Genomic DNA, 21,790 nt, shown 5'->3' on the forward strand with positions numbered 1-21,790 from the left:
GAAAAAGCCATTTTACGTCATGGATTGGGCTGCTTAGGATGCCGTCATTGACCGGTCCTCGGAAGCCATCACGCCATGTCCGCCACGAACCCACCGCTTGCATTCGCCATCAAGCGCATTTGCTTCGACGAGCACTACCGCCCGTCGGCAACCAGCCGCATCACCACCAATTTCGCCAACCTGGCCCGCGGGCAGAGGCGCCAGGAGAATCTCCGCCATGCCCTGCAGATGATCAACAACCGGTTCAATGCCTTGGCGTACTGGGACAACCCTCAAGGCGATCGCTACGCCGTTGATCTCGAAATCATTTCCGTTGAAATGAAGATCGGTGCCAACAACGAGGGTGACTCGGTCCCCGCGATTGAAATTCTGAAGACCCACATCATCGACAAGCGGACCGGCAAGCGCACCGAGGGCATCGTCGGAAACAACTTCTCCTCCTATGTGCGGGACTACGACTTCAGTGTCCTGCTGCTGCAACACAACAAGAACCAGGCGGCGTTCAGCATTCCCGACGACTTTGGCGACCTGCACGGAAAGCTCTTCCAGCACTTCGTCCGTTCGGAGGCCTACAAGCAGAGTTTCACCAAGCCGCCGGTCATCTGCCTAAGCGTGTCTGACTCCAAGACCTACCACCGCGCGGGCAACGAGCATCCCGTGCTGGGCCTTGAATACCTGGCCAACGAGTCATCCCTGACCGAGCGCTACTTCGAGAAGATGGGCTTGCAGGTCCGCTTCTTCATGCCACCCAACAGCGTGGCACCCCTGGCGTTCTACTTTGTCGGCGATCTGCTCAACGACTACACCAACCTTGAGCTCATCAGCACCATTAGCACGATGGAGACGTTCCAGAAGATCTATCGGCCCGAGATCTACAACGCCAATTCCGTCGCGGGCGCCTGCTACCGGCCCAACCTGAGGAACCCCGACCATTCGGTAACCCAGATCGTTTACGACCGTGAGGAGCGCAGCCGCCTGGCGCTGGAGCAGGCCAAGTTTGCCGAGGAGCAATTTATCAAGCCCTACCGGACGGTGCTGGAGCAGCTGGCAGCTGACCAGGTGCACTGACTGACTCATCCGTCCATCAGAAACACAAACGCGTTGAAGACGATGAAAAAACTCTTGCCAACCTCGACCGCCGGCAGCCTGCCCAAGCCCTCCTGGCTCGCTGAGCCCGAGAAGCTCTGGTCCCCCTGGAAATTGCAAGGCGATGAACTGGCCGAAGGCCAGCGTGATGCGTTGCGCCTGTCGCTGCAGGAGCAGCAATCGGCGGGCATCGACATCGTCAGCGACGGCGAGCAGTCGCGCCAGCACTTTGTCACGACCTTCATCGAGCACCTCGACGGCGTCGACTTCGAGAAGCGCGAGACCGTCAGGATCCGTGATCGCTACGACGCGAGTGTGCCGACGGTGGTGGGCGCGGTGTCTCGATCGAAGCCCGTCTTCGTCGAGGATGCCAAGTTCTTGCGCAAGCAGACCCGGCAGCCGATCAAATGGGCACTGCCCGGCCCCATGACGATGGTCGACACGCTCTACGACGCGCACTACAAAAGCCGCGAGAAGCTGGCCTGGGAATTCGCCAAGATCCTCAACCAGGAAGCCCGAGAACTCGAGGCGGCTGGCGTTGACGTCATCCAATTCGACGAACCGGCCTTCAACGTGTTCTTCGACGAGGTCAACGATTGGGGCATCGCCACGCTGGAGCGCGCCATTGAAGGGCTGCGGTGCGAAACCGCCGTGCACATCTGCTACGGCTACGGCATCAAGGCCAACACGGACTGGAAGAAGACGCTTGGATCGGAGTGGCGGCAGTACGAGCGCATCTTCCCGAGGCTGCAGGCCTCCCGCATTGGCATGGTGTCGCTGGAATGCCAGAACTCGCGCGTGCCCATGGACCTGATCGAACTGCTGCGCGGCAAACGGGTCATGGTCGGCGCCATCGACGTGGCGAGCGAAACGGTCGAGACGCCGGAGGAAGTGGCCGCCACGCTGCGCAAGGCGCTGAAGTTCGTCGATGCCGACAAGCTGTGCCCTTGCACCAACTGCGGCATGGCACCGCTCTCGCGCACGCTGGCTCGGGCGAAGCTGGAAGCCTTGAGCGCCGGGGCGGCCATCGTCCGCAACGAACTCTCGAACTGAACGGATGACTCGGGCGCCTTGGGGCGCGCTCGCTCATCCCAAAACCCTGCGGGTCTCCGTCGTCCTTGCAGGAGGACGGAAAAGTGTGGCCGCCCCCGCAACTGTGATCGGCGAATATCGTGTCCATCCGCTTGCCCCACACGCTCGAATCCACGGCCGCCATGACCGTTGTGGACATGGTCTGGCCAGATCAATCCAATCACCACGGCATTTGGGGGTCAGTTCATGTTGTCGTGGAGACCAGCATCCAAGCCTGGCTGCAGCACTTCAAGGTGACTTGGGCGGACGCGTACGGCTGAATCGCAATGTCGATGCCTTGACACGCGCGGCGCGCCAGCGGCTCCTTCACAGCGCCCCGGGTCTCCGGTGGCCGGGTTTACGACGAGATATTTGATTCGTCGATCCGACCCCTGCCCCACCACGCAGAAGTTGGCGGAGTACCCCATCGTCGGGTCGGACGGATCCGACGCTCGGACATTCAAATAGACGTTATAGGCCTTCCCGTCCACCAGAGGAGGAACACGTCCCGACATCGCATCCTCCGGCACATGGCCATACGGGAAGCATCTCACCGAGGAGATCGCTCGCCCTTTGACCCGATCAAAGTTCATTGACCAATCCATCCCCTGACTACTCTTAGACGCATCCGACACGACAATGACTTGCAAGCGTGCGGCCGGGTCACGCCTGGCATCCTTCGGGGGAACGTTGAAGCAGGCCTGACCGTCCTGCAGCAACACCTCTGCCGTCCCCATGCGAGAGCTGGCCCAGGATGCGCCCAGCGACAAGCACAACCCCAGGCCGGCGACGGCCTCAAGGCAGTTTCGCGCGGTCCGAGGGATTCTTGAGGAATTCACTGAGCACCTCTTCATAAAGAGCCAGGTCTTGGACGTGCTGACGTTGAATCACCCGATTTGGCGAGTTCAAATGCTTCAGCACAAAATGGTCCGCCAGCAAATTGCCCTGGGCTTCCATGTTGTAGTCGCCGAGCTTGCGTCCCTTTTGGAGCTCGTACTCGTAGGGAATCCCGATACGGATCGCCCCACGCAACATGACCCAATATCCAAGCTGGTACTGCCACACATGCACCATTTCGTGCATGAACCACCATCGCTGGTCATCCGGCTTGTCCACCGAAAAGTCTTCCAGGAAGGCTTCGGGTTGTATGCGTCCGCCGAAGTCACCTTGAAGTCCGGTGACCGGAGTTGGATGCTTGTGTCCACGACCAAATTCGTGGACATATGGGCACTTCAGACTTGAGCACAGAGGAACCGAGGACACCGACTGGGCGTAGCTGGCGCCGGCATTCGGAAGAGTTCAAGACGCGAGTCATCGAGCTGGCGCGCCAGCCCGGCGTCTCGACGGCGGCGGTGGCTCTGGCCAACGGCCTCAACGCCAACATGCTGCGCCGCTGGGTTCGAGAGGCCGATGAGTGCGCCCCGAGCAGTGGACACAACGACACTGTGGCGGTGGTGCCGGCGTTTGTGCAGCTACCCATGCCGCAGGAGACGCCGCCCACCTTGCCACTAGCGTCGACGCAAGCGCCGAGCACCGTTGCGGTGGAGATCCGCCGTGGCGACACCACTGTTCAGGCCGAGCTGCAGATGGACGCGCGCAGCGCTGCCTGGCTGCGCGAGGTCCTGGGTTGATCCGCGTCGATGCCGTCTGGTTGGCGGTGCAGCCCTTGGACATGCGGCTGGGCACCGAGGCCGCACTGGCCCGCGTGGTCGGCATCTTCGGTGCCGCGCATCCTCACCACGCCTACCTGTTTGCCAACCGTCGCGCCAACCGCATGAAGGTCCTCGTGCACGACGGTATCGGCGTGTGGCTCGCGGCCAGGCGGCTCAACGCCGGCAGGTTCGTGTGGCCACTGGACGGTGCGAGCACGCTGAGCCTGACGCGCGTGCAGCTCGACGCGCTGGTGCTGGGCCTGCCCTGGCAACGCCTGGGCGAGGCCGGCATCATCCGCACGATATGAGCGTAGCTGCCCGAGGTCGGGCAATTGCGGGATATGCCGATGCGCTGAGTCGCTGCCTTCGGCACCATGACTCTCCATGATCAGCGCGCAGCAACTGGAAGCCTTGGACCCGCAGACGCGGCAGGCCGTGCAGTCGCTGCTCGCCCAGGTCCAGCAGCGTGACCACGAGCTCGCCTTCAAGCAGGCGCTCATCGACAAGCTCACGCACGAGATGGCGATCCTCAAGCGGATGAAGTTCGCCGCCACGAGCGAGCGCTTCGCCAGCACCCTCTCGCCCGAGCAGAGAAGCCTGCTGGAGGAGACGCTGGACACCGACATCCATGAGCTCGACGTCGAGCTGCAGCGTCATCGTAAGAAGGCCGACAAGAAGGACGAGGACGAGAAGAAGGCGCCCAAGCGCGCCCAGCTTCCCGCCCACCTGCCGCGCCGCGACGTGCCGCACGAGCCGGCGGATACGGCCTGTGGTTGCGGCCAGGCCATGCAGCGCATCGGCGAGGACGTGGCCGAGAAGCTGGACTACCAGCCCGGCGTGTTCACCGTTGAGCGCCACGTGCGTGGCAAGTGGGTCTGCAAGTGCTGCGAGCGCATCGTGCAGGCACCGGTGCCGGCCCACGTGATCGACAAGGGCATCCCGACCACCGGCCTGCTGGCCCACGTGCTGGTGGCCAAGTTCATGGACCACTTGCCCCTGTACCGGCAGGAAGCTGTGTTCGCGCGGGCCGGCCACGTGATCGCCCGCTCGACGCTGGCGGAGTGGGTGGGCGCCTGTGGCGCGCAGCTGCAGCCGCTGGTGCAGGCCCTGGCCGACGAACTGCGGCGCCACCTGGTGCTGCATGCGGACGAGACGCCGGTGGCCATGCTCAAGCCGGGCAACGGCAAGACTCACAAGGCCTACATCTGGTCGTACTGCACGCCGAGCACTAACCCCGTCAAGGCGGTGGTGTTCGAGTTCAGCGAGACCCGCAGCGGCGAGAACGTGCGCGACTTTCTGCAGCTTGAGACGCCCAACGCCTGGAAGGGCACGCTGGTCACCGATGGGTTCAGCGGCTACTCGGCCTGCGTCGACAAGGGCGTGACGTCGGCACAGTGCATGGCGCACAGCCGGCGCAAGTTCCATGAGCTGTGGGCCAACCATGGCAGCAAGGTCGGCGAGCAAGCGCTGCGCTTCTACCAAGCCCTGTTCCGCATCGAGCGCCAGGCCGAGAGCCTCACCAGCGAGGAGCGGCAGAGGATCCGGCAGCGCAAGTCACGACGGATCCTCGCCGTGTTCCACCGATGGTTGCTCGCACAGCGGCAGCTGGTGCCGCCCGGCTCCGCGACCATCAAGGCCATCGACTACAGCCTGAAGCGCTGGAAGGAACTCACGCACTTCGTGGGCGACGGCGACGTGCCGATCTCCAACAATTGGGTCGAGAACCAGATCCGCCCGATCGCGATCGGCAGATCGAATTGGCTCTTCGCCGGCAGCCTGCGAGCGGGCAAGCGCGCGGCGGCCATCATGAGCCTGCTGCACTCGGCCCGCATCAACGGGCACGACCCGTACGCCTATTTCAAGGACGTGCTGGATCGCTTGCCGACGCACCCGGCAAGCCGGATCGACGAGCTGCTGCCGCACCGCTGGTCACCGAGCTGAAGCCTCTTCGCCGCTGGACGCTGATTCCCACCCACGGTTTCAGGGGCGGGGCATGCGCGCCATATTCCGAACCGCAGCCGTCAAGGTGTGTTCGGCGGACGCATACTTCGGGTTGAAGTACATCTCCCCATTAGGCGTCATCGCGCCATCGTCGGGTTGGAGCCCGAATGGCAGAAACTCTTCGTTGTGAATCCACACTTTGGAGTAATCCACCGAGTTCTTGAACATCAGCTCGCACATGGCGATTTCGCCTGCCGTGATGCGGCGCTTGCCGCCCGGCTCAGTCCTGGTGGGCAAGACCAGCCGTGGCACTGCTGGCAGCACATCGGGCAATCCGCCCAAAGCGATAGGCTCCACGCGCTGATGCAGATACATGGACTGATCCCATTCATCTGGCGCGGCCAGCACCGCAATGCCAGGTTGCATCCCGGACGGCGCAAAAAGTTGTCTGACGGGTGTCTGTCCCGAGTGGGCCAGGAATGACGGAGCGCCCCATATTGCCCGTGGTCGCTGTGGTGATGGCTTATGGCGGTGCCAGTGTAGCCACCACCGAACGCCCGGTCGTTTGACCTTGGTCACATCGCATGGGTGAGCGGCTTAGGCAGCCGCTGAAGCACATCGCGCCGGTAGGCCCATGGCTCATGACCGCACATGCGCGCCGACTGCACCATGCTCATCACCACTGCCGCCCGGCCTCCCGGCCGTGCTGGCCCATGCACGTCATCCCCACCTACAGCTCCTGGCTGAACCAGGCCGAGCGCTTCTTCGCGTTGATCACCGACAAGGCCATCCGCTGCGGCTCATTCACCAGCGTCAAGCAACTCGTGCAGCGCATCGACCACTTTGTCGCCGCACACAACACGAACTGTCAGCCGTTCAAGTGGAGCGCTACGGCAGACTCCATCCTCGACAAGCTCCATCGACTTTGCTCACGTATCAGTGGGACAAGACACTAGTTCTAGTCATCCCCCGCCTTGCCGGCAAGGTTCTGGGCAGGCCAGCCCGAGGCGTCAGGCGCCTCAGATCGGCAGCTCGGTGTAATAACGCCCGCCGTGGAAGATCAGCGGCTGCGCCTGTTCCATGCGTGTGCAGGCTTCCACCTCGCCCACAAAGATGACGTGGTCGCCCTCTTCATACTGGCTGCGGTTGGCACATTCAAACACCGCCGCGCAGCCCTCCAGCACGGGCGCACCGCCGCAACCCTCGCGCCAGCGCACGCCGGCAAAGCGGTCGATGTCGCGCGTGGCGAAACGTTGGGCCAGGTCCTTCTGGTCGGCGGCGAGGATGTTGATGGCGTAATGCGAGCCGCGGCTGAACACCGGCATCGAGCCCGCGCGTTTGGCCAAACTCCACAGCACCAGCGGCGGGCTGAGAGACACGGAGTTGAACGAATTGGCGGTCAGCCCGACCAAGGTTCCGTCTTCGCCCCGGGCGGTCACGATGGTGACGCCAGTGGCAAACATGCCAAGCGCCGCCCGAAACTGCTGGGCATCCAGCGGGGACGAGGGGGCCACAACAGGGCCATTGGCGACCAGGATGGGGGAGGGAGCGGGCGGCAAGGACATGAGCGGTATTGTCGCCTCCCGATAAAGCCCCTGCACATGTGGGCCAGGCGGTGGCAGCCAACCCGTCATTTTTGTCTTCAGATCAGCTGGGAGAAGGGCTTGCGGCCAGCGTCCTCCTGCTTCGGGTGGCCAGCTGCGCTGCAACGCCGTGCCAAGGTGGCCTCGATGGCGAAGGTTTGCGGGTCCCTTCGGCTCAGCGGAGCGATGCATAGCTTCCCTAGAATGTCGTCATGGATGATGTTGATTTCGGCCCGGACGGCCACCCGTCCCTCGCTTGCGCACCGTCCCACGGTTTTGGTCACTGCGCCTGCGGTGACCGGCGCGTTTCCGGGGCTTCCACTGTTGGCGCGGCTCCAACGTCCCGCCGCCTGTTCACCCGGCTGCTGGGTGCCGCTGGCGGCCTGGCGCTGGCGCCGGCCTGGGCCCGTGAGGGTGTGGACGTGGGCAAGGAGAGCTGGGCCACGCGTTTCGTGTCGGCCGAGCAGGTGGAAGCCGCTGGCCAGCAGCAGTACGCCACCATGATGAAGGAGGCGCAGCAAAAGCGCGTGCTGGCCCCTGCCAATGACCCGCAAGTGCAGCGCTTGCGTTTCATCGGCCAACGCATCATTCCGCTCACCGGCAACTGGAACCGCCGTGCCGAGCAGTGGCGCTGGGAAGTGAACCTGTTGATCTCGGCCGACATCAATGCGTTCTGCATGCCCGGCGGGAAGATCGCCTTTTATGACGGCATCCTGCGCAAGCTGCAGCTCACCGATGACGAAGTGGCGATGGTGATGGGCCACGAAATCGCCCATGCCCTGCGGGAGCATGCGCGTGAGCGGATGGGTAAATCCGCCGCCACCAATCTGGGCGCGGATCTGGTGTCGTCCTTCTTCGGCCTGGGGGATCTGGGCCGCACCGTGGTGGGCATCGGCGGGCAGTTGCTGAAACTGCGGTTCAGCCGGGAAGATGAATCCGAGGCCGACTTGGTCGGCATGGAGCTGGCGGCCCGTGCGGGCTATAACCCGGCGGCTGGCATTTCGCTGTGGGAAAAGATGGCGCAGGCGTCCAAGGGCGCGCCACCCCAGTTCATGTCCACCCACCCCTCAGGCCCGACGCGGATTGAAGACATGCGCCGCACGCTCCCCAAGGTGGAAGGCCTGTATGCGCGGGCGGAGAAGCCGGCGCAGCGTTTCTCGCCACCGGCGCAGACACCGCCCAACAAGTAGCGGGGCGCTGCGCGGTCAGCTCACCCGTATCGGCCGCCGACAAATGGGTTGGTGCGCTTTTCTTCGCCGAAAGTACTTTCTGGTCCGTGGCCAGGGATGAACACGGTGTCATCGCCCATCGGCCACAGCCGCTCGGTGATGGAGCGGATGAGCGTCTCATGATGGCCGCCCGGGAAGTCGGTGCGGCCGATGCTGCCGGCGAACAGGACGTCGCCGACAAAGCACCGCTGGGCGGCCGCTGAATGGAATACCACATGGCCGGGGGTATGGCCCGGGCAGTGCCGCACGGTGAGGGTCTGCTGGCCGACCGTCACTTCGTCGCCATCCTCCAGCCATCGGGTGGGCGTGAAGGTCTCGGCAGGCGGGAAACCGAACATGGCGGATTGCTGCGGCAAGCCGGTGATCCAGAACTGATCGCCCTGATGCGGGCCGATGATGGGAAGGCCGTCTTCCCGCGCCCATTGGCCGGCACCACCGGCGTGGTCGATGTGCGCGTGGGTCAGCCAGATGGCCTTGACCGTCACACCCAGCGCTTGCGCAGCCGCCTTGAGCCGTTCGACCTCACCGCCCGGGTCAATCACCGCAGCGTCCATGGTGGCGTCGCACCAGACGATGGAACAGTTCTGCTGGAAGGGGGTGACGGGGACGGCTTGGTAGTGGAGGGGCATGGGACTGGACTTCGTGATGAAAGACTCCACCACAAGCATAAAGACTAAAACTTCGCGCCCAGGCGATTTCGCTCCGAGGTCTCTGAAAGACCGTGCTGTTCTTCGCGGCTGCACGTCCACCTCGCCTTGCTGACAGCCTTAACGATTGATGCTCAGCCCAACCCGACTATCAAGCCTCTTGATGTATGGACGGCGATGACTCAACCCTTCCCGCCAGAGACCCCTCTGAGCATCTCGTCGGTCGGCTTGACGAGCTTTGATCCTGCTTTGAGAACGTTCATGTCCCCGTTCACGAACGCGGAAGGGTTTTGCTTCACAACAGCGCGCATTACCTGATTCAGCAGCTTCGGCTCAACTTTCCACACATCTCGAACGATCTTCGTGAGCGTGTCGCCTTGCTTGACCTCGTAGAGCTCTTTGGTCACCTGCGTGAAAGTGACCCGCAAAATCTCACAGTGCGTCTCGCTTTTATCTATGAAGCAGTGATATGCGTTTCCGGCGTCCATGAAGATATACGGCAGCGCTTGACGCAACTCTGGCCATACGGACGCAAGCGAAACGAGTCCCGCAATGGCTCCGCCGATAGTGGTAACCACGGTAATGAACACCTTGAGGCGAACCGAGACGCAACCGGCCCGCGTGGAGACCACCTCGAAATCAAGTCCGAGTGGAAGGTTGCGCTTTTGGGTGTACTCGGCAGCCTTCTGACGAACCACCTCGACAAATTCGCTAGCAATGCGCATCTCTTCCGACGCGCTCAACCGGTGAAGTGCGGGTCCATCCAGGACGACGGTCATTGTCCCCGCGTAGATGCGCTGTTCTTTCAAGTTTCCCTCCCCTTGAATCTTCTTCTTGAGTTAAGCCTCAGGAGTGTGAGGCAAAGTGGGATAGCGAGCTACCCCACGAACCAACGTCTCGCCTGGCGCGACCGCAGCGCAAAGAACAGAGCACCGGCCACCAGCGACTCCGAAATGGCCAATATGCTGGTGACGTTGAGGATCACGGAATGGATCGTGAGCAGTTGAGCGCTCACAAACGCGATCCCAAGCAGAGCGGCTACTGCGCAGTACGCGCCCAGCGCAACGTCTGCCAACGGGGCTCGCATCCAGAACGCGGCGCACAAGGCAACGGGGATGAGAGCCGCCAAGGGAGACAAGACCTGCCACATCCCAGAGTCCACAAACGGCAGAAGGGCAGCCAGTGCCAAGCCGATGAACAGTTCCGCACTGAGCAGCCGTCTCAGGAATGTGGGCATGGGTAGCACCTCTCACCAGGTTACGGAGGACACACCGAACTTCAGAGGGATCTGTGGATCAGAGTCCACCGGAACAAGCCGCACTGCAAGCTCATCCAGATTCAACACGATTGCCGCGTCGGGTATTTGGCCTAATGCGTCGAAGCGTACGAGCGCAGGCCCGTCGACAGAAAAAACGATGTATTGGCCGCGCCATTCAAGTGAAGAACATCCTCGAAGCATGGCATGCATCTTCTGGAATTGACCCGCGAATCGGGTCAGGGGCACACCCAGCTCCCTGAAGTGACAAGCCACGCCTACCGCGATGAGGTTGGCATCGTCGTAGACCGCATGGTTTCCCGAGCCTTGAGGGCCGCTCACCGGAACAACCACGCCGCAGCGCACCCATTCCTTGAGTACCGCAGCCAAGCAGCCGGTCCGTCGACAAACGACATGTGCCTGCATGAAAGGGGGCCCTCCCGCTTTCCAGGGAGGTTACGCCCTTTGTGTTACGTGTCAACCTTCGTATTTGCTGGCCTCAGCAAGCATCAACGACATGGAAACCGCTATGACGGCGGAATAACGCTACGAACGAGTGTGAATAGTCACAAACCTATCGCTGTTGAAGTCATCGATATTGATGAGGAGCATCAGCCAAAGGTGGTAGTGATTCGCCAGTGTCACAAAGGGAGCCTCGGCAACCGCAGATTCCGGCTGTTCGACCGAAGTCCGTTCTTACTGGCGAGGGAGCCTTCCACGAGCGCCGGCTAAACGACGAGGCAGCCGCGTTCGGTCGCCAGTGGCTCAGCCATCCAGTTGCCCATGTCACCCGCTGACCGTCATGCCCCCCGGTTGCCCCCATCAAAAATCGCCCGAAATGCTGACCCTTGTGTAGCAAGCGCATCCTCGCCGCCTTCAATGCTCCAGCGTCCGCAAGGCGGCGACATAGCGTCGGGGGGACTGCCCCAGACTACGGCGGAACATCGAGATGAAGTTGCTGGGGGTGGCGTAGCCCAGCGCATCCGAGACGCTGGCGACCGCCTCACCTTCGGCCAGCCGCTCCAGTGCATGGACCAGCCGGGCCTGTTGGCACCACTGCGCAAAGCTCACCTGCAGATCCGCCATGAAGAGACGGCTCAGCGTGCGAGAAGACATGCCGGCCCATTCGGCCCACTGCACCAGGGTGCGCCGGTCGCCAGGTTCGCTGATGAACGCACGCGCAATGCGCAACAAGCGTCGATCCCTGGGCATCGGCAAGTGCAGCGGTTCTTGCGGTGATCGGCACAGTTCATCCAGCAGCACCGCCGCGATCCGGCGATGCTGCGGCTGTTGAGACCTCTGTTCCGTCCCCATCGCCACCCGCTGGACCAGCTGCGACGTCAGCGCATTCACGCTGATGACACAGGGCCTGTCCGGGAGCTGGTGGCTGGCCTTCGGGGCGACGAAGACCATCCAGCCACTCATCGCTCCGGCGATGCTGGCCGAATGCGGTTCCCCCGGTGGTATCCAGCCTGCCCGATTCGGCGGCAGCATCCATGAACCGTGGCGCGTGCGCACGTGAATCAAGCCGCTGACGACGCAAAACAACTGCCCGCGCAGATGGCTGTGCCAGTCGGTTTCACGTGGGCCGAGCGGAAAGCGGGCGCCCGGCCGAGTCTCTCGCCAGACAGCAACGACCGAGGGCCCCTTGGAGTTGCTCAGCGCCTGAAGCTCCGCATTCGGCAGCTCCGGTGCCGCAGCAGTGAACGAGAACGCTGATGGTTTTCCCATGGCTCAAATTCAACATTTGTTGGCGTAACGACATTACCGCAGTTTTTGGGTGTGCTTCAAGAATGAAGCGTCTCAAGACCTTTGGAAGGTTCACCATGAAAGCTGCCGTCGTCACCCAGTTCGGCCCCCTCCCTCCCGTTTACGCGGAATTCCCTGACCCCACTCCGGCGGAGGGCCAGCACCTCATCCGGGTGAGCGCTGCGTCCATCAGCCAAATCACAAGAAGTCGGGCTTCAGGCACGCACTACAGCGCGAAGGCGCCCCTTCCTTTGGTGGCTGGCGTTGACGGCGTGGGTGTGCGTGAGGATGGGCGGCGCGTGTATTTCCTGATGCCCGCCCCACCCTATGGCGCCATGGCGGAGTATTGCGTTGTCAGGGCGGAGCAATGCATTGAGCTGCCGGATGAGCTGGAGGACGGCGCCGCCGCCGCCATGGCAATCCCGGGCATGTCTTCCTGGGCCGCCCTGAGGGAGCGCGCCCAGTTGCGTGCAGGAGAAACGGTGCTCATCAATGGAGCCACCGGCATCTCCGGCCAACTGGCGGTTCAGATTGCCAAACACCTGGGTGCTGGCAAGGTCATCGCCACTGGGCGCCACCCAGCCACTTTGAACACATTGAAGTCTCTGGGCGCTGACGTGGTGGTGTCACTGGCGCAGGAGGAAGCGCCCCTGCAAGCGGCGCTCAGGCAGGCATTTGAACAAGGGGTGGACGTGGTGCTGGACTACCTCTGGGGCCCGAGTGTGCAGGCGCTGATCTCGGCCGCAGTTCAGTCGGGCCCGGCCGGCGTCCCGGTCCGGTTGGTACAGATCGGCGCAGCAAGCGGTGCCAGCATCGAGCTTCCAGGCGCCGCACTGCGTTCATCTCCCCTGCAACTGATGGGAAGTGGCATTGGGAGCGTGCCGATGCCGCGGCTGCTCGCAGCCATCAAGAACGTGCTGGCCTCTGCCCCCACGGCGCGGCTTCAGATCGCCACGCGGAACGTGCCATTGGCGGAGGTCACGCAGGCATGGGCCATGAACGATTCGCGTGAGCGCATCGTCTTGCGTCCCTGATTGCGTGCGGCCAGGGGGCACGCACCGCCGATTTCACTGATTCGCTGGGCGAGCGCTCAAGACAGAAGCGTGGGCGGAGCATTGAACAGACCCATCTCCGGGCTCTGCATCAAGGCCTGAATGTCCGTCAGGATCAACAGGCGTTGCTCATCGCCGTTGCGCAGGCAGCCCATGCCCATGATGTGACTGGCATCCACGGCGCTGGCCATCGCGGGGGCCGGCTTGATGTCCTTGGGCTGGATCTCCAGCACGTCGGACACGGAATCGACCACCACGCCGATGACGCGGTCCAGCACCGACAACACAATCACGACGGTGAAGTCATTGAATTCAGCGCTGCTGCAGCCCAGTTTGAGGCGCAGGTCGATGATCGGCACGATCACGCCCCGCAGATTCACCACACCCAACACAAACGCCGGCGCGTTGGCGATGCGGGTGGGCGCTTCATAGCTGCGAATCTCCTGAACCGTCAGGATGTTGATGCCGTATTCCTCGGCACCCAGACGGAAGCTGAGGAATTCACGCGGCATTGCGACCGGCGCCCGTTCCGCCGCACGCGAGGGCACGGTGGAATGGGCGACCAGCGCGTCCGACGCGTGAGAGGCCGGGAGCTGTTGAAGAGCGGTTTGCATGGCTGTGGTGCTCGTGAAGTTGCGGTGGAATGACTGCTGAAGGTCGTTGGCTTCCTTCGCCGCCGGCATACCCGAACTGTGCAACGCATTCACGCCCAAAAGGCGAAAGTAATAAAAATGGGATTAAAAGATCGTGAAAAATGAAGCCACAAACGCTTGAATACGCCGGTGGATGTGTTCCACAGCTTTACGCCTGCGGCTGGCCGGAACCCGCGTCAGCGTCGCTTGCCTGGCTGTGCCGCGGTTTCGAAGAGAAGCACCGCGTACCCCACTGCAGCAGGTCATCCACATAGGTGAACACCACCGGCACCACCAGCAGGCTCAGGACGGTGGAGGTCAGCAGGCCACCGATCACCACAATCGCCATGGGCTGGCGGAAGCTGGGCTCCGCGCCCAGCCCCAACGCGTTGGGCATCATGCCGGCGCCCATGGCGATGGTCGTCATGACGATCGGGCGGGCCCGCTTGTGGCAGGCATCGATGATGGCCTCCAGCCGGTGCATGCCTTCTCGCCGGGCGACGATCGCGTATTCGACCAGCAAGATCGAGTTCTTTGTGACGATGCCCATCAGCATCAACACGCCGATCACCACCGGCATTGAAAACGCCTGATGGGTCATCCACAGCGCAAACAGCGCGCCGCCCATGGCCAAGGGCAATGCACAAAGGATGGTGGCGGGTTGCATGAAGTCATGGAACAGCAGCACCAGCACCGCATAGATGCAGAACACACCAATCGCCATTGCTGTGCCGAAGCTTGTGAACAGCTCGGACATCCGTTGCAGTTCACCCTGATCCACAAAATGCACACCCGCGGGCAAGGCACTCAGTGCGGGCAATACCATGGCCTCGCGCTGGACCTCACCGAGTGTGCGCCCATTCAGTTCCACCGTCAGCGTCACATTGCGTGATCGATCGATCCGGTCGATCTGGGACGGGCCGCTGCCCATGGCGACGTCTGCCACCGAGCCGAGCGTGACCGTGCCCTTGGCGCCAGACACACGCAGTTGGGCAATGGCGTCCAGGTCCTGGCGCACATCCGGATCCAGCCGCACCCGCAGCGCGATCTGGCGCTGGGGCAGGTTGAGCTTTGGCAGGGCGGTGGAATAGTCCCCATAGGTGGCGAGCCGCACCGCATCGGCCAAGGCCTCCGACGTCACGCCGAGCGCAGCCGCCTTGGCGAAGTCCGGCCGAAGCTGGATTTCCGGCCGCTGCAGCGCCGCGCTGGAGGTCACGTTGCCAATGCCCTTGAGCGTGCGCAATTGCGCCTCTGCCGCCTCGGCAGCGCGTTGCAGCGCCGTCGGGTCGTCACTGGCCAGGGTCAACTCCAGCGACTCCCCGCTGTTGCCACCGCTCACCGAAATACGCGCGCCCGGCAGTTCCCGAAGCAACGCGCGGATCTTCGCTTCCACCTGGGACTGCTTGAGCTGCCGATCCCCACGCGGCACCAGGTCCACGGTGAGCGTGGCGCTGGTGAGGTCGGTGGAGGAGGTGGCGCCCATGCCGCCCCCGGTTGTGGCCGTTCCGGAAGAGACAAACACGCTCTGCACTTCAGGCAACTGCTGGATCAGCGTGGCGGCGCGTTGCGCCGTGTGGGTGGTGGTTTCGAGCGTGGCACCGGGCTGCATCTTGATCGAGATGCTGCTTTGCGCCCGGTCCTGCGCTGGCATGAACCCCGTGGGGATATGCGGAATCACAGCGACTGCCAGGCCAAAGAACACCATCACTGCAGCGACCATCGACTTGCGATGTGTCAGCCCGCCCCGCACCCAGCCCAGGTAGTGACGCATCGTCGGGCCGTCGGTGGACGCCTCGTGATGTGCGGCCGTCTTGGGCTTGAGCAGGTAGGCCGCCATCATCGGCGTCAGCAGGCGCGCCACCAGCAGAGAGGCCAGCACCGCCACAGAAGCCGTGATGCCGAACTGGCGGAAGAACTTGCCCGGAATGCCGCCCATGAAGGCGGTGGGCAGGAACACGGCCACCAGCGTGAAGGTGGTGGCAATCACCGCCATGCCGATTTCATCCGCCGCTTCCATCGCCGCCTGATAGGGCGTCTTGCCCATCAGCAGGTGGCGCTCGATGTTCTCGATCTCGACGATGGCGTCGTCCACCAGCACCCCCACCACCAGGGACAGCGCCAGCAGGGTGATGGTGTTGAGCGAATAGTCCAGCAGCCACATGGCCAGGAAGGCCGGCAGGATGGACAGCGGCAAGGCAGCGGCGGACACCAACGTGGCCCGCCAGTCGCGCAGGAACAACCACACCACCACCACCGCCAGCGCCGCGCCTTCCAGCAGCAGATGCATCGAGCCTTCGTAGTTCTCCTCGATGGGTGTCACCGTGTTGGACACCTCCTGGATCTTCACGTCCGGATGCTGGCCGGAGAACTTCTGGATGGCCTGGCGGATGCCCTTGGCCACATCCACGTCGGAGAAACCCCGCGAGCGCGTGACCTGGAAGGCCACCACCCGCTGACCGTCACGCAGCGCAATGGAGGAGCGGTCCGCATAACTGTCACTGATGCGCGCGACCTGATCCAGCCGCACATAACGTCCATCGGACAGCGGCAGGGTGATGGCGGCAATGTCTGCCGGCGTGGCCACGGTGCCGATGGTGCGCACCGACTGACGCATGCCCCCCAGCTCCCCTTGCCCGCCGGAACTGTCCTTCTGCACGGCCTTGAGCTGGTTGGAGACGTCGGACGGTGTTACGCCCAGGCCGGCCATCAGCGTGGGTTGCAGGTCCACATGCACCTCGCGGTCCACACCGCCCACACGTGACACCGAGGCCACGCCCTTCACCCCCAGCATCGCCTTGGTGATGTCGTTGTCGACGAACCAGGAGAGGTCCTGTTCGTCCATTCGGTCGGAGTCCAGCGTGTAGGTGAGCAGCGCGGACGAGGCCGTGGTGACCTTGGAGACGGTTGGCGAGGCCATGCTGGCGGGCAGGTCCGCCTTGGCACTGTCCACCGCATTGCGGACCTCGTTAAGGGCCTCCTCGGTGTTCTTGTCGATGTCAAAGCTGACGCTGATGCTCACCGAGCCATCGGTGATGGTGGTGGTGATGTGGTCGAGCTTGGTGAGGGAAGCGAGCTTGTCCTCGATCTTGCGGGCGACTTCGGTCTCCAGCTGCGACGGCGCGGCGCCTTCCAGCGAGGCGGAGACCTGGATGGTCGGCAGATCCATGTCCGGGAAATCCTGGACCTTGAGCTTGCCGAAGCCGATCAGGCCGATGACGGACAGGAGGATGAACAGCAGAACCGAGGGAACCGGATTCCGGATGGACCAGGCGGAGACATTCATGAATGGGTCCTCAGCGAGCGGTAGCGGTTGAGGCCGCGGGTGCCGAGGCGCCCGAGCGGGCCGGGGCCGCCGACACCACCGTCACGGTAGCGCCATCCGACAGGAAGGCACCGCCACTGGCCACCAGGCGCGCCTCCGGTGCCACCCCGTCCAGCACTTCCACCCGGTCCTTGAGACGGCGGCCGATGGTCACCGGCAGGCTCTTCACCTTGTTGTCCTGGCCAATCTGGTAGACGTAGTTGCGGCCATCGCGCTGGACCAGCGCGGTCTGCGGAAGCGTCCGTGCGGGCCGATCCGGCAGCTCCAGCGCGCCCTTGCCGAACATGCCCACCTTGGCGGGGCTGTCCGTGGGCAGGCTCACATACACGAGCCCGCGTCCGGTGCTCGTGCTCAGCACCGGCCCCACCAGCCTCACCTTGCCCTGCACGGCGCGCCCGTCCGGCAAGGTCACCGAGGCCCGTTGGCCCTCGTGCAACTGCGCGAGCTGCTGGGCATCCACCTCGGCCTGCCATTCCACGCGGCTCTGGCGCACCAGGCGGAACATCTCCGTGCCGGCGCTGACCACATTGCCAAGAATGCCGGTGCGGGTCGAGACCATGCCGTCGTCCGGCGCCACGATGCGGGTCTGGCGCAGCTTGAGTTCGGTCGACGCCAGGTCAGCCTTGGCGGAAGCCAGGCTGGCGCGGGCGGTCGCTTCGGTGATGCGGTAATCGTCGATGCTCTGAGCCGACAGACCGCCGGTGCCTTCCACCATCTTCGCGCGGCGGACGTTGGACACGGCCTGTTCCAGCGTCGCCTGGGCTTGCGCCACGGTGGCCTGCTGCTTGTGCAGGTCGTTCATCAGGCTGTCGTCGGCCAGTCGGGCCATCAGTTGGCCGCGCTTCACGCGGGCGCCGACATCCACCAGCAGTTCGGCCACACGCAGTCCGCCGGTTTCAGGGGCGACGATCACCTCCTGCCAGGCGGCCAAGGCACCGTTGGCCTGCACGGTCTGAGGCCATTGCTGGGACGTGAGCGAGACCGCTTCCACCGACAGCACGCTCGGTGGCTGGGTGGTGCCTCCCTTGGCAGCGTCGCCGCCCGGCTTGCCGCAAGCGGTCAGCGCCAGCAAGAGGGCCGCAGAGATCGATGCGGCGGCGAGTGGATGGAAGGAGCGGGGGGAGCGGAGAGCACGGGTCATTGGGAGGTCTTGTCTTGGCGCGTCGTTGCGGCGCTGGGCATCAGCGCGGAGGCGGTGTTGTCGGTGGCGGGCAGGTCGGGCGTCCAACCGCCCCCCAGGGCCTTGTACAGGGCGATCCAGTAACTCACCCGGTTCTGCTGCAGCGTGACATCGTTGATCTCGGCGGTGAGGGCGGATCGCCGCGCTTCTTCCAGGCTCAGCAGGCTGACGGTGCCGGCACGCCAGTTGGCTTCGGTCGCGTTGAAGTACTCGCGATAGGCCTCGGCGGCCTGATGCGTCTCGTCGGCGCGCTGCACGGCGCTGTCCAGGTTGACCAGCGCCTGCTCCACTTCCTTCACGGCTGTGCGCACGCCGGCCTGGTAGCCAGCCCAGGCGCTGTTGTAGCTGGCCTGTGCGCTGGTGACGGCGGCGCGGCGCTTGCCGGCATCAAAGATCGGCAGCGACAGCGACGGGCCGAAGGACCAGGTCGAATAGCTGCTGGCGCCGGAGGTGTGGGCACGGCCGATGGACCCGGACAAGGAGATGCTGGGATACAGATCTGCCTGCGCCGCGCCGATCTCCGCGCTGCTGGCGGCCAGTTCGCGCTCCAGGGAAGCCAGGTCCGGGCGCTGGCGCAAAGCATCCGCCGGCACCTCGGTCACCCGCAGGCCGGTCGGGGCGGGAATGCCACGGTGGGCGGCCGACAGCACCGTCATCACTTCCGGTTCGTCATGCCCCGTGAGGGAGACCAGGGACTTCACCAGCAGCGCACAGGAGGCCCGCTGGTTGATGGCAGAGGCTCGGGCGCTGGCCAGGCTGGCGCGAGCCAGCGCACCGTCGGCCGACGCGCTGAGCCCGGCACGCACCATGTCGGCCGTGGCCTTCTCGGTCGCGGTCTGTGAGACGAGTTCCCGCTCATAGGCTTCGGCCAGCAGCACACAGGACCGGTATTGGACGTAGGTGTCCGCCACTTCAGCGGCCAGCGACACGCGGGCGTCATGCCAGTCGGCAATGCGGGCATCGATGCGGGCGGCGGCCGCTTCATTGTTGCGGCGCAGCTTGCCAAAAAGATCCAGCTCCCAGGAGGCATCCAGCCCCACGCTGCTGGTGGTGGAGAGGGACGTGGCGCTGCCGCCCAACTGGCTGCGGCTGCGGGTGCTGCTGGCAGAACCGGTCAGGGACGGCAGGCCTGCCGCCTGATCCGTGGTGAGCGTGGCACGCGCCTTCTCGATGCTGGCCCAGGCCTGCACCAGCGATGTGCTGCGCGCCTCGGCCCAGCCGATGAGCCGTGTCATGGACGGGTCGTCGAACTGGCTCCACCAGTCGCGCAATGCATCGCTGCTGCCACGATGCGGCAGCGGGGCCTGCCACTGCACCGCCGTCTGCGGGGCCGGCGCCTGATATGTGGGGCCAACAGCGCAGCCGGTGACCGCCAGGGCCAGCAGGCTCGACAGGCACGCAAGGGCGACGGGCACCAGCCGTTGTCTCCGACCGATTGATTGAATACTGAACATGGATTCCACCTATTGGCGTGATGCTAGGGAAGCCTGTCGTTAAGCGGTAGCCCGAAGCGTTAAGCTGGGTAAAACATTTCAAAAGAGCTGCAGGTGGTGTGCAGAAGTTCCGCAGCGGCGGTATTCCGGCTGATACTCGCGCCTCTCAGCGGTGAGACATTCAGGGATGAGCCAGGTATTACTGATCGACGATGACATCGACCTGACGGCCATGCTCTCGCAGTTCCTGATTCGTGAAGGGTTTCAGGTCAGCGCGGTGCACGATGGCGAGGCCGGTGTGGCCCAAGCCTTGGCCAGCGACTACAGCATCATCGTGATGGACATCATGATGCCCAAGCTGTCGGGCATCGAGGCGCTGCGGCGCATTCGCGCCAGCTCCAACGTGCCGGTGATGATGCTCACCGCGCGCGGTGACAACATCGACCGGATCGTCGGCCTGGACATGGGGGCGGACGACTATGTGTCCAAACCGTTCACGCCCGGCGAGCTGGTGGCCCGCATTCGCGCCATCCTGCGCCGGGTGGAGAGCCGCGACCCTGCTGCGGCGGCGCCGGCGTCCACCCACGGTGCCCGGTCCAGTGCCTCCAAGGCCCTGCAGGCCGGTGGGCTGACGCTGATGCCGGGCAGCCGCAAAGCCCTCTGGCGCGGTGAGGCGCTGGAGTTGACCGGCACTGAGTTTTCTCTGCTGGAGGTGCTGGCGCGCCATGCCGGTCAGCTCATCAGCAAACAGGACATCTCGCTGCAGGCCTTTGGCAAGCCATTGGGTCGCTTTGATCGGCGGATCGATGTCCACATCAGCAGCATTCGCCAGAAGCTGGGTGCGCGTGAGGACGGCCAGTCCTGGATTGAAAGTGTCCGGGGGCGGGGCTACCAGTTGCTGGAGGACTGACCATGGCGACGGCGCGAGGACTTGGCCGGCTCTTCTGGAAATTCTTCCTGGCCCAATGGCTGGCCACCGGGCTCACGGTCGTCTGCATCTCCACCTACTTCCGCCTGGCCGGGGTCAGTCCGCATCATCCCGAAGATCCGCTGCTGTTCGGGGTGATTCCCATCGTGCCGCTGGGCAGCGCATTGCTCACCATGTTTGTCAGCAGTGCCGGGCTGGCCTGGTATTTGTCGCGGCCGCTGCGGGAGCTGAGTTGGGCCCTGCGCCGGGTGGCCGATGGCCATCTGGAGACCCGTGTGGTGGAACGCATGGGGTCACGGCGCGATGAGGTGGTGGATGTGGCGGCGGAGTTCGACCGCATGGCACTGCGTCTGCAGGAACTGACGAAGTCCCGCGTCATGCTGATTCACGACGTTTCCCATGAACTGCGTTCGCCGCTGGCCCGGCTGCAGGTGGCCGTGGGCTTGCTGCGTCAGGAGCCCTCGCAGCGGGAGTCGATGCTGGGCCGCATTGAGCGCGAAGTGGGGCGCCTGGACGGACTGATCGACGAGTTGATGACCTGGCACCGCCTGGAAGCTGGCGCGTCCATGCCGCCGACCACGCGGGTGGACATGGTGGAACTGCTGCACGCGATTGCCGAAGACGCCCAGTTTGAGGCTGCGGCGATTGGCAAGTCGGTGGTGATCGAGGCCCCCGGCGCCTTCGTGACCGACGTGCATGCGGAGCTGCTGTACCGGGCGCTGGAAAACGTGGTGCGCAATGCAGTGAAGTTCACCGCTGCCGGGACCGAGGTCGGCATTTCCGCCCACCTGAACGCGGATGCATGGGTGTGCATCGTGGAGGACCGCGGCCCGGGTGTCCCGGCCTCCATGCTGGAGACGATCTTCGAGCCGTTTGCGCGCGTGGCCGGGTCGGAAGGCGTGCATGGGGTGGGGCTGGGCCTGGCCATTGCGCGGCGTGCCATCAGCCTGCATGGCGGAACCATCAGCGCCGAGCTTCGCGAAGGCGGGGGGCTTTGTTTCCGGTTGGCCTTGCCGCAGCGTTGATTTAC

Annotated in this window: 21 protein-coding genes and 2 pseudogenes; 10 read left to right on the forward strand and 13 right to left on the reverse strand. The window is 64.0% G+C overall.

Translation table 11 applies throughout. The features are described 5' to 3' along the window. The first annotated feature begins 75 nt into the window (after positions 1-75). Positions 76-1,068: a DUF1852 domain-containing protein gene (locus OU995_RS05770; protein WP_267834589.1), complete on the forward strand. Its 993-nt coding sequence runs from the start codon at positions 76-78 to the stop codon at positions 1,066-1,068. A gap of 42 nt (positions 1,069-1,110) precedes the next feature. Continuing rightward, entirely contained in the window at positions 1,111-2,139 is a 1,029-nt protein-coding gene (locus OU995_RS05775) for a methionine synthase (RefSeq protein ID WP_267834590.1), read from the forward strand. 813 nt (positions 2,140-2,952) lie between these two features. Here the strand turns inward: OU995_RS05775 and OU995_RS05780 are convergent. After that, positions 2,953-3,273: a hypothetical protein gene (locus OU995_RS05780; RefSeq protein WP_267834591.1), complete on the reverse strand. Its 321-nt coding sequence runs from the start codon at positions 3,271-3,273 to the stop codon at positions 2,953-2,955. Positions 3,274-3,395: 122 nt separating this feature from the next. Between OU995_RS05780 and OU995_RS05785 the strand changes: the two genes are divergently transcribed. The 3 genes from OU995_RS05785 (at position 3,396) to tnpC (ending at position 5,750) form a co-directional block, all read left to right on the forward strand. Then, a complete protein-coding gene (locus OU995_RS05785) occupies positions 3,396-3,788 on the forward strand; it encodes a transposase (protein ID WP_267833237.1) in 393 nt (130 codons plus the stop codon). Beyond that, positions 3,785-4,117, forward strand: coding sequence for an IS66 family insertion sequence element accessory protein TnpB (gene tnpB, locus OU995_RS05790; protein ID WP_267833238.1), 333 nt, complete (start codon positions 3,785-3,787; stop codon positions 4,115-4,117). Before OU995_RS05785 ends, tnpB begins: the two co-directional genes overlap by 4 nt. A gap of 76 nt (positions 4,118-4,193) precedes the next feature. Further along, positions 4,194-5,750, forward strand: coding sequence for an IS66 family transposase (tnpC, locus tag OU995_RS05795; RefSeq protein WP_267833239.1), 1,557 nt, complete (start codon positions 4,194-4,196; stop codon positions 5,748-5,750). Positions 5,751-5,789: 39 nt separating this feature from the next. Here tnpC and OU995_RS05800 read toward each other — a convergent pair whose 3' ends face one another. Together OU995_RS05800 and OU995_RS05805 are read right to left on the reverse strand one after the other, a co-directional pair. Continuing rightward, entirely contained in the window at positions 5,790-6,125 is a 336-nt protein-coding gene (locus OU995_RS05800; protein ID WP_267834592.1) for a hypothetical protein, read from the reverse strand. Positions 6,126-6,325: 200 nt separating this feature from the next. Beyond that, positions 6,326-6,457 (reverse strand): annotated as a pseudogene (locus tag OU995_RS05805) (transposase domain-containing protein); the annotation flags it as partial. Between OU995_RS05805 and OU995_RS05810 the strand changes: the two are divergent. Beyond that, positions 6,443-6,706 (forward strand): annotated as a pseudogene (locus tag OU995_RS05810) (IS630 family transposase); the annotation flags it as partial. The pseudogenes OU995_RS05805 and OU995_RS05810 sit on opposite strands and share 15 nt — an antisense overlap. 63 nt (positions 6,707-6,769) lie before the next feature. On the opposite strand, the gene OU995_RS05815 reads toward OU995_RS05810, so the two are convergent. After that, positions 6,770-7,315, reverse strand: a complete 546-nt coding sequence (locus tag OU995_RS05815) for a flavin reductase family protein (RefSeq protein ID WP_267834594.1) — start codon at positions 7,313-7,315, stop codon at positions 6,770-6,772. Between the two features lie 230 nt (positions 7,316-7,545). Here OU995_RS05815 and OU995_RS05820 point away from each other — a divergent pair, with 230 nt between their 5' ends. After that, the gene (locus tag OU995_RS05820; protein WP_267834595.1) at positions 7,546-8,523 is read left to right on the forward strand and encodes a M48 family metallopeptidase; all 978 of its coding nucleotides are present in this window, start codon (positions 7,546-7,548) and stop codon (positions 8,521-8,523) included. Positions 8,524-8,543: 20 nt separating this feature from the next. Here OU995_RS05820 and OU995_RS05825 read toward each other — a convergent pair whose 3' ends face one another. From OU995_RS05825 to OU995_RS05845, 5 genes are all read right to left on the reverse strand, one after another. Next, positions 8,544-9,191 (reverse strand): MBL fold metallo-hydrolase, encoded by a 648-nt coding sequence (locus OU995_RS05825; RefSeq protein WP_267834596.1) that lies wholly within the window; start codon positions 9,189-9,191, stop codon positions 8,544-8,546. 200 nt (positions 9,192-9,391) lie between these two features. Then, on the reverse strand, positions 9,392-10,018 hold the full coding sequence (locus OU995_RS05830) for a FimV family protein (protein WP_267834597.1): 627 nt from the start codon (positions 10,016-10,018) through the stop codon (positions 9,392-9,394). Between the two features lie 68 nt (positions 10,019-10,086). After that, a complete protein-coding gene (locus tag OU995_RS05835) occupies positions 10,087-10,446 on the reverse strand; it encodes a hypothetical protein (protein ID WP_267834598.1) in 360 nt (119 codons plus the stop codon). A gap of 12 nt (positions 10,447-10,458) precedes the next feature. Then, a complete protein-coding gene (locus tag OU995_RS05840) occupies positions 10,459-10,890 on the reverse strand; it encodes a MerR family transcriptional regulator (RefSeq protein WP_324288711.1) in 432 nt (143 codons plus the stop codon). A gap of 450 nt (positions 10,891-11,340) precedes the next feature. Then, positions 11,341-12,195, reverse strand: coding sequence for an AraC family transcriptional regulator (locus OU995_RS05845; RefSeq protein ID WP_267834601.1), 855 nt, complete (start codon positions 12,193-12,195; stop codon positions 11,341-11,343). A gap of 95 nt (positions 12,196-12,290) precedes the next feature. Here OU995_RS05845 and OU995_RS05850 point away from each other — a divergent pair, with 95 nt between their 5' ends. After that, a complete protein-coding gene (locus OU995_RS05850) occupies positions 12,291-13,247 on the forward strand; it encodes a quinone oxidoreductase family protein (RefSeq protein WP_267834602.1) in 957 nt (318 codons plus the stop codon). 56 nt (positions 13,248-13,303) lie between these two features. Here OU995_RS05850 and OU995_RS05855 read toward each other — a convergent pair whose 3' ends face one another. From OU995_RS05855 to OU995_RS05870, 4 genes are all read right to left on the reverse strand, one after another. Then, entirely contained in the window at positions 13,304-13,879 is a 576-nt protein-coding gene (locus OU995_RS05855; RefSeq protein WP_420714815.1) for a chemotaxis protein CheW, read from the reverse strand. Between the two features lie 187 nt (positions 13,880-14,066). Continuing rightward, positions 14,067-17,180 carry an efflux RND transporter permease subunit gene (locus OU995_RS05860; protein WP_267834604.1) on the reverse strand — a complete coding sequence of 1,038 codons (3,114 nt, stop codon included), beginning with the start codon at positions 17,178-17,180 and terminating at the stop codon, positions 14,067-14,069. Positions 17,181-17,190: 10 nt separating this feature from the next. Beyond that, complete coding sequence (locus OU995_RS05865) at positions 17,191-18,360, reverse strand: efflux RND transporter periplasmic adaptor subunit (protein WP_267834605.1); 1,170 nt, start codon at positions 18,358-18,360, stop codon at positions 17,191-17,193. Further along, positions 18,357-19,814: an efflux transporter outer membrane subunit gene (locus tag OU995_RS05870; RefSeq protein ID WP_267834606.1), complete on the reverse strand. Its 1,458-nt coding sequence runs from the start codon at positions 19,812-19,814 to the stop codon at positions 18,357-18,359. Before OU995_RS05870 ends, OU995_RS05865 begins: the two co-directional genes overlap by 4 nt. A gap of 205 nt (positions 19,815-20,019) precedes the next feature. On the opposite strand from OU995_RS05870, the gene OU995_RS05875 reads away from it, so the two are divergent. Then, positions 20,020-20,742 carry a response regulator transcription factor gene (locus OU995_RS05875; protein ID WP_267834607.1) on the forward strand — a complete coding sequence of 241 codons (723 nt, stop codon included), beginning with the start codon at positions 20,020-20,022 and terminating at the stop codon, positions 20,740-20,742. 2 nt (positions 20,743-20,744) lie between these two features. Next, positions 20,745-21,785, forward strand: coding sequence for a HAMP domain-containing sensor histidine kinase (locus OU995_RS05880; protein ID WP_267834608.1), 1,041 nt, complete (start codon positions 20,745-20,747; stop codon positions 21,783-21,785). Positions 21,786-21,790: the final 5 nt, after the last annotated feature.

Origin of the sequence: Roseateles sp. SL47, from assembly GCF_026625885.1 — a bacterium.
Taxonomy (GTDB): domain Bacteria; phylum Pseudomonadota; class Gammaproteobacteria; order Burkholderiales; family Burkholderiaceae_C; genus Roseateles.

What these genes read in the sequence shown, in the direction of transcription:
- tnpC (WP_267833239.1), top strand. Translation starts at nt 4,194, where the DNA reads ATGATCAGCGCGCAGCAACTGGAAGCCTTGGACCCGCAGACGCGGCAG.
- OU995_RS05825 (WP_267834596.1), bottom strand. Translation starts at nt 9,191, where the DNA reads ATGCCCCTCCACTACCAAGCCGTCCCCGTCACCCCCTTCCAGCAGAAC.
- OU995_RS05855 (WP_420714815.1), bottom strand. Translation starts at nt 13,879, where the DNA reads ATGCAAACCGCTCTTCAACAGCTCCCGGCCTCTCACGCGTCGGACGCG.
- OU995_RS05845 (WP_267834601.1), bottom strand. Translation starts at nt 12,195, where the DNA reads ATGGGAAAACCATCAGCGTTCTCGTTCACTGCTGCGGCACCGGAGCTG.
- OU995_RS05840 (WP_324288711.1), bottom strand. Translation starts at nt 10,890, where the DNA reads ATGCAGGCACATGTCGTTTGTCGACGGACCGGCTGCTTGGCTGCGGTA.
- OU995_RS05860 (WP_267834604.1), bottom strand. Translation starts at nt 17,180, where the DNA reads ATGAATGTCTCCGCCTGGTCCATCCGGAATCCGGTTCCCTCGGTTCTG.
- OU995_RS05820 (WP_267834595.1), top strand. Translation starts at nt 7,546, where the DNA reads ATGGATGATGTTGATTTCGGCCCGGACGGCCACCCGTCCCTCGCTTGC.
- OU995_RS05770 (WP_267834589.1), top strand. Translation starts at nt 76, where the DNA reads ATGTCCGCCACGAACCCACCGCTTGCATTCGCCATCAAGCGCATTTGC.
- OU995_RS05800 (WP_267834592.1), bottom strand. Translation starts at nt 6,125, where the DNA reads ATGTATCTGCATCAGCGCGTGGAGCCTATCGCTTTGGGCGGATTGCCC.
- OU995_RS05865 (WP_267834605.1), bottom strand. Translation starts at nt 18,360, where the DNA reads ATGACCCGTGCTCTCCGCTCCCCCCGCTCCTTCCATCCACTCGCCGCC.
- OU995_RS05875 (WP_267834607.1), top strand. Translation starts at nt 20,020, where the DNA reads ATGAGCCAGGTATTACTGATCGACGATGACATCGACCTGACGGCCATG.
- OU995_RS05775 (WP_267834590.1), top strand. Translation starts at nt 1,111, where the DNA reads ATGAAAAAACTCTTGCCAACCTCGACCGCCGGCAGCCTGCCCAAGCCC.
- OU995_RS05815 (WP_267834594.1), bottom strand. Translation starts at nt 7,315, where the DNA reads ATGTCCTTGCCGCCCGCTCCCTCCCCCATCCTGGTCGCCAATGGCCCT.
- OU995_RS05880 (WP_267834608.1), top strand. Translation starts at nt 20,745, where the DNA reads ATGGCGACGGCGCGAGGACTTGGCCGGCTCTTCTGGAAATTCTTCCTG.
- OU995_RS05835 (WP_267834598.1), bottom strand. Translation starts at nt 10,446, where the DNA reads ATGCCCACATTCCTGAGACGGCTGCTCAGTGCGGAACTGTTCATCGGC.
- OU995_RS05850 (WP_267834602.1), top strand. Translation starts at nt 12,291, where the DNA reads ATGAAAGCTGCCGTCGTCACCCAGTTCGGCCCCCTCCCTCCCGTTTAC.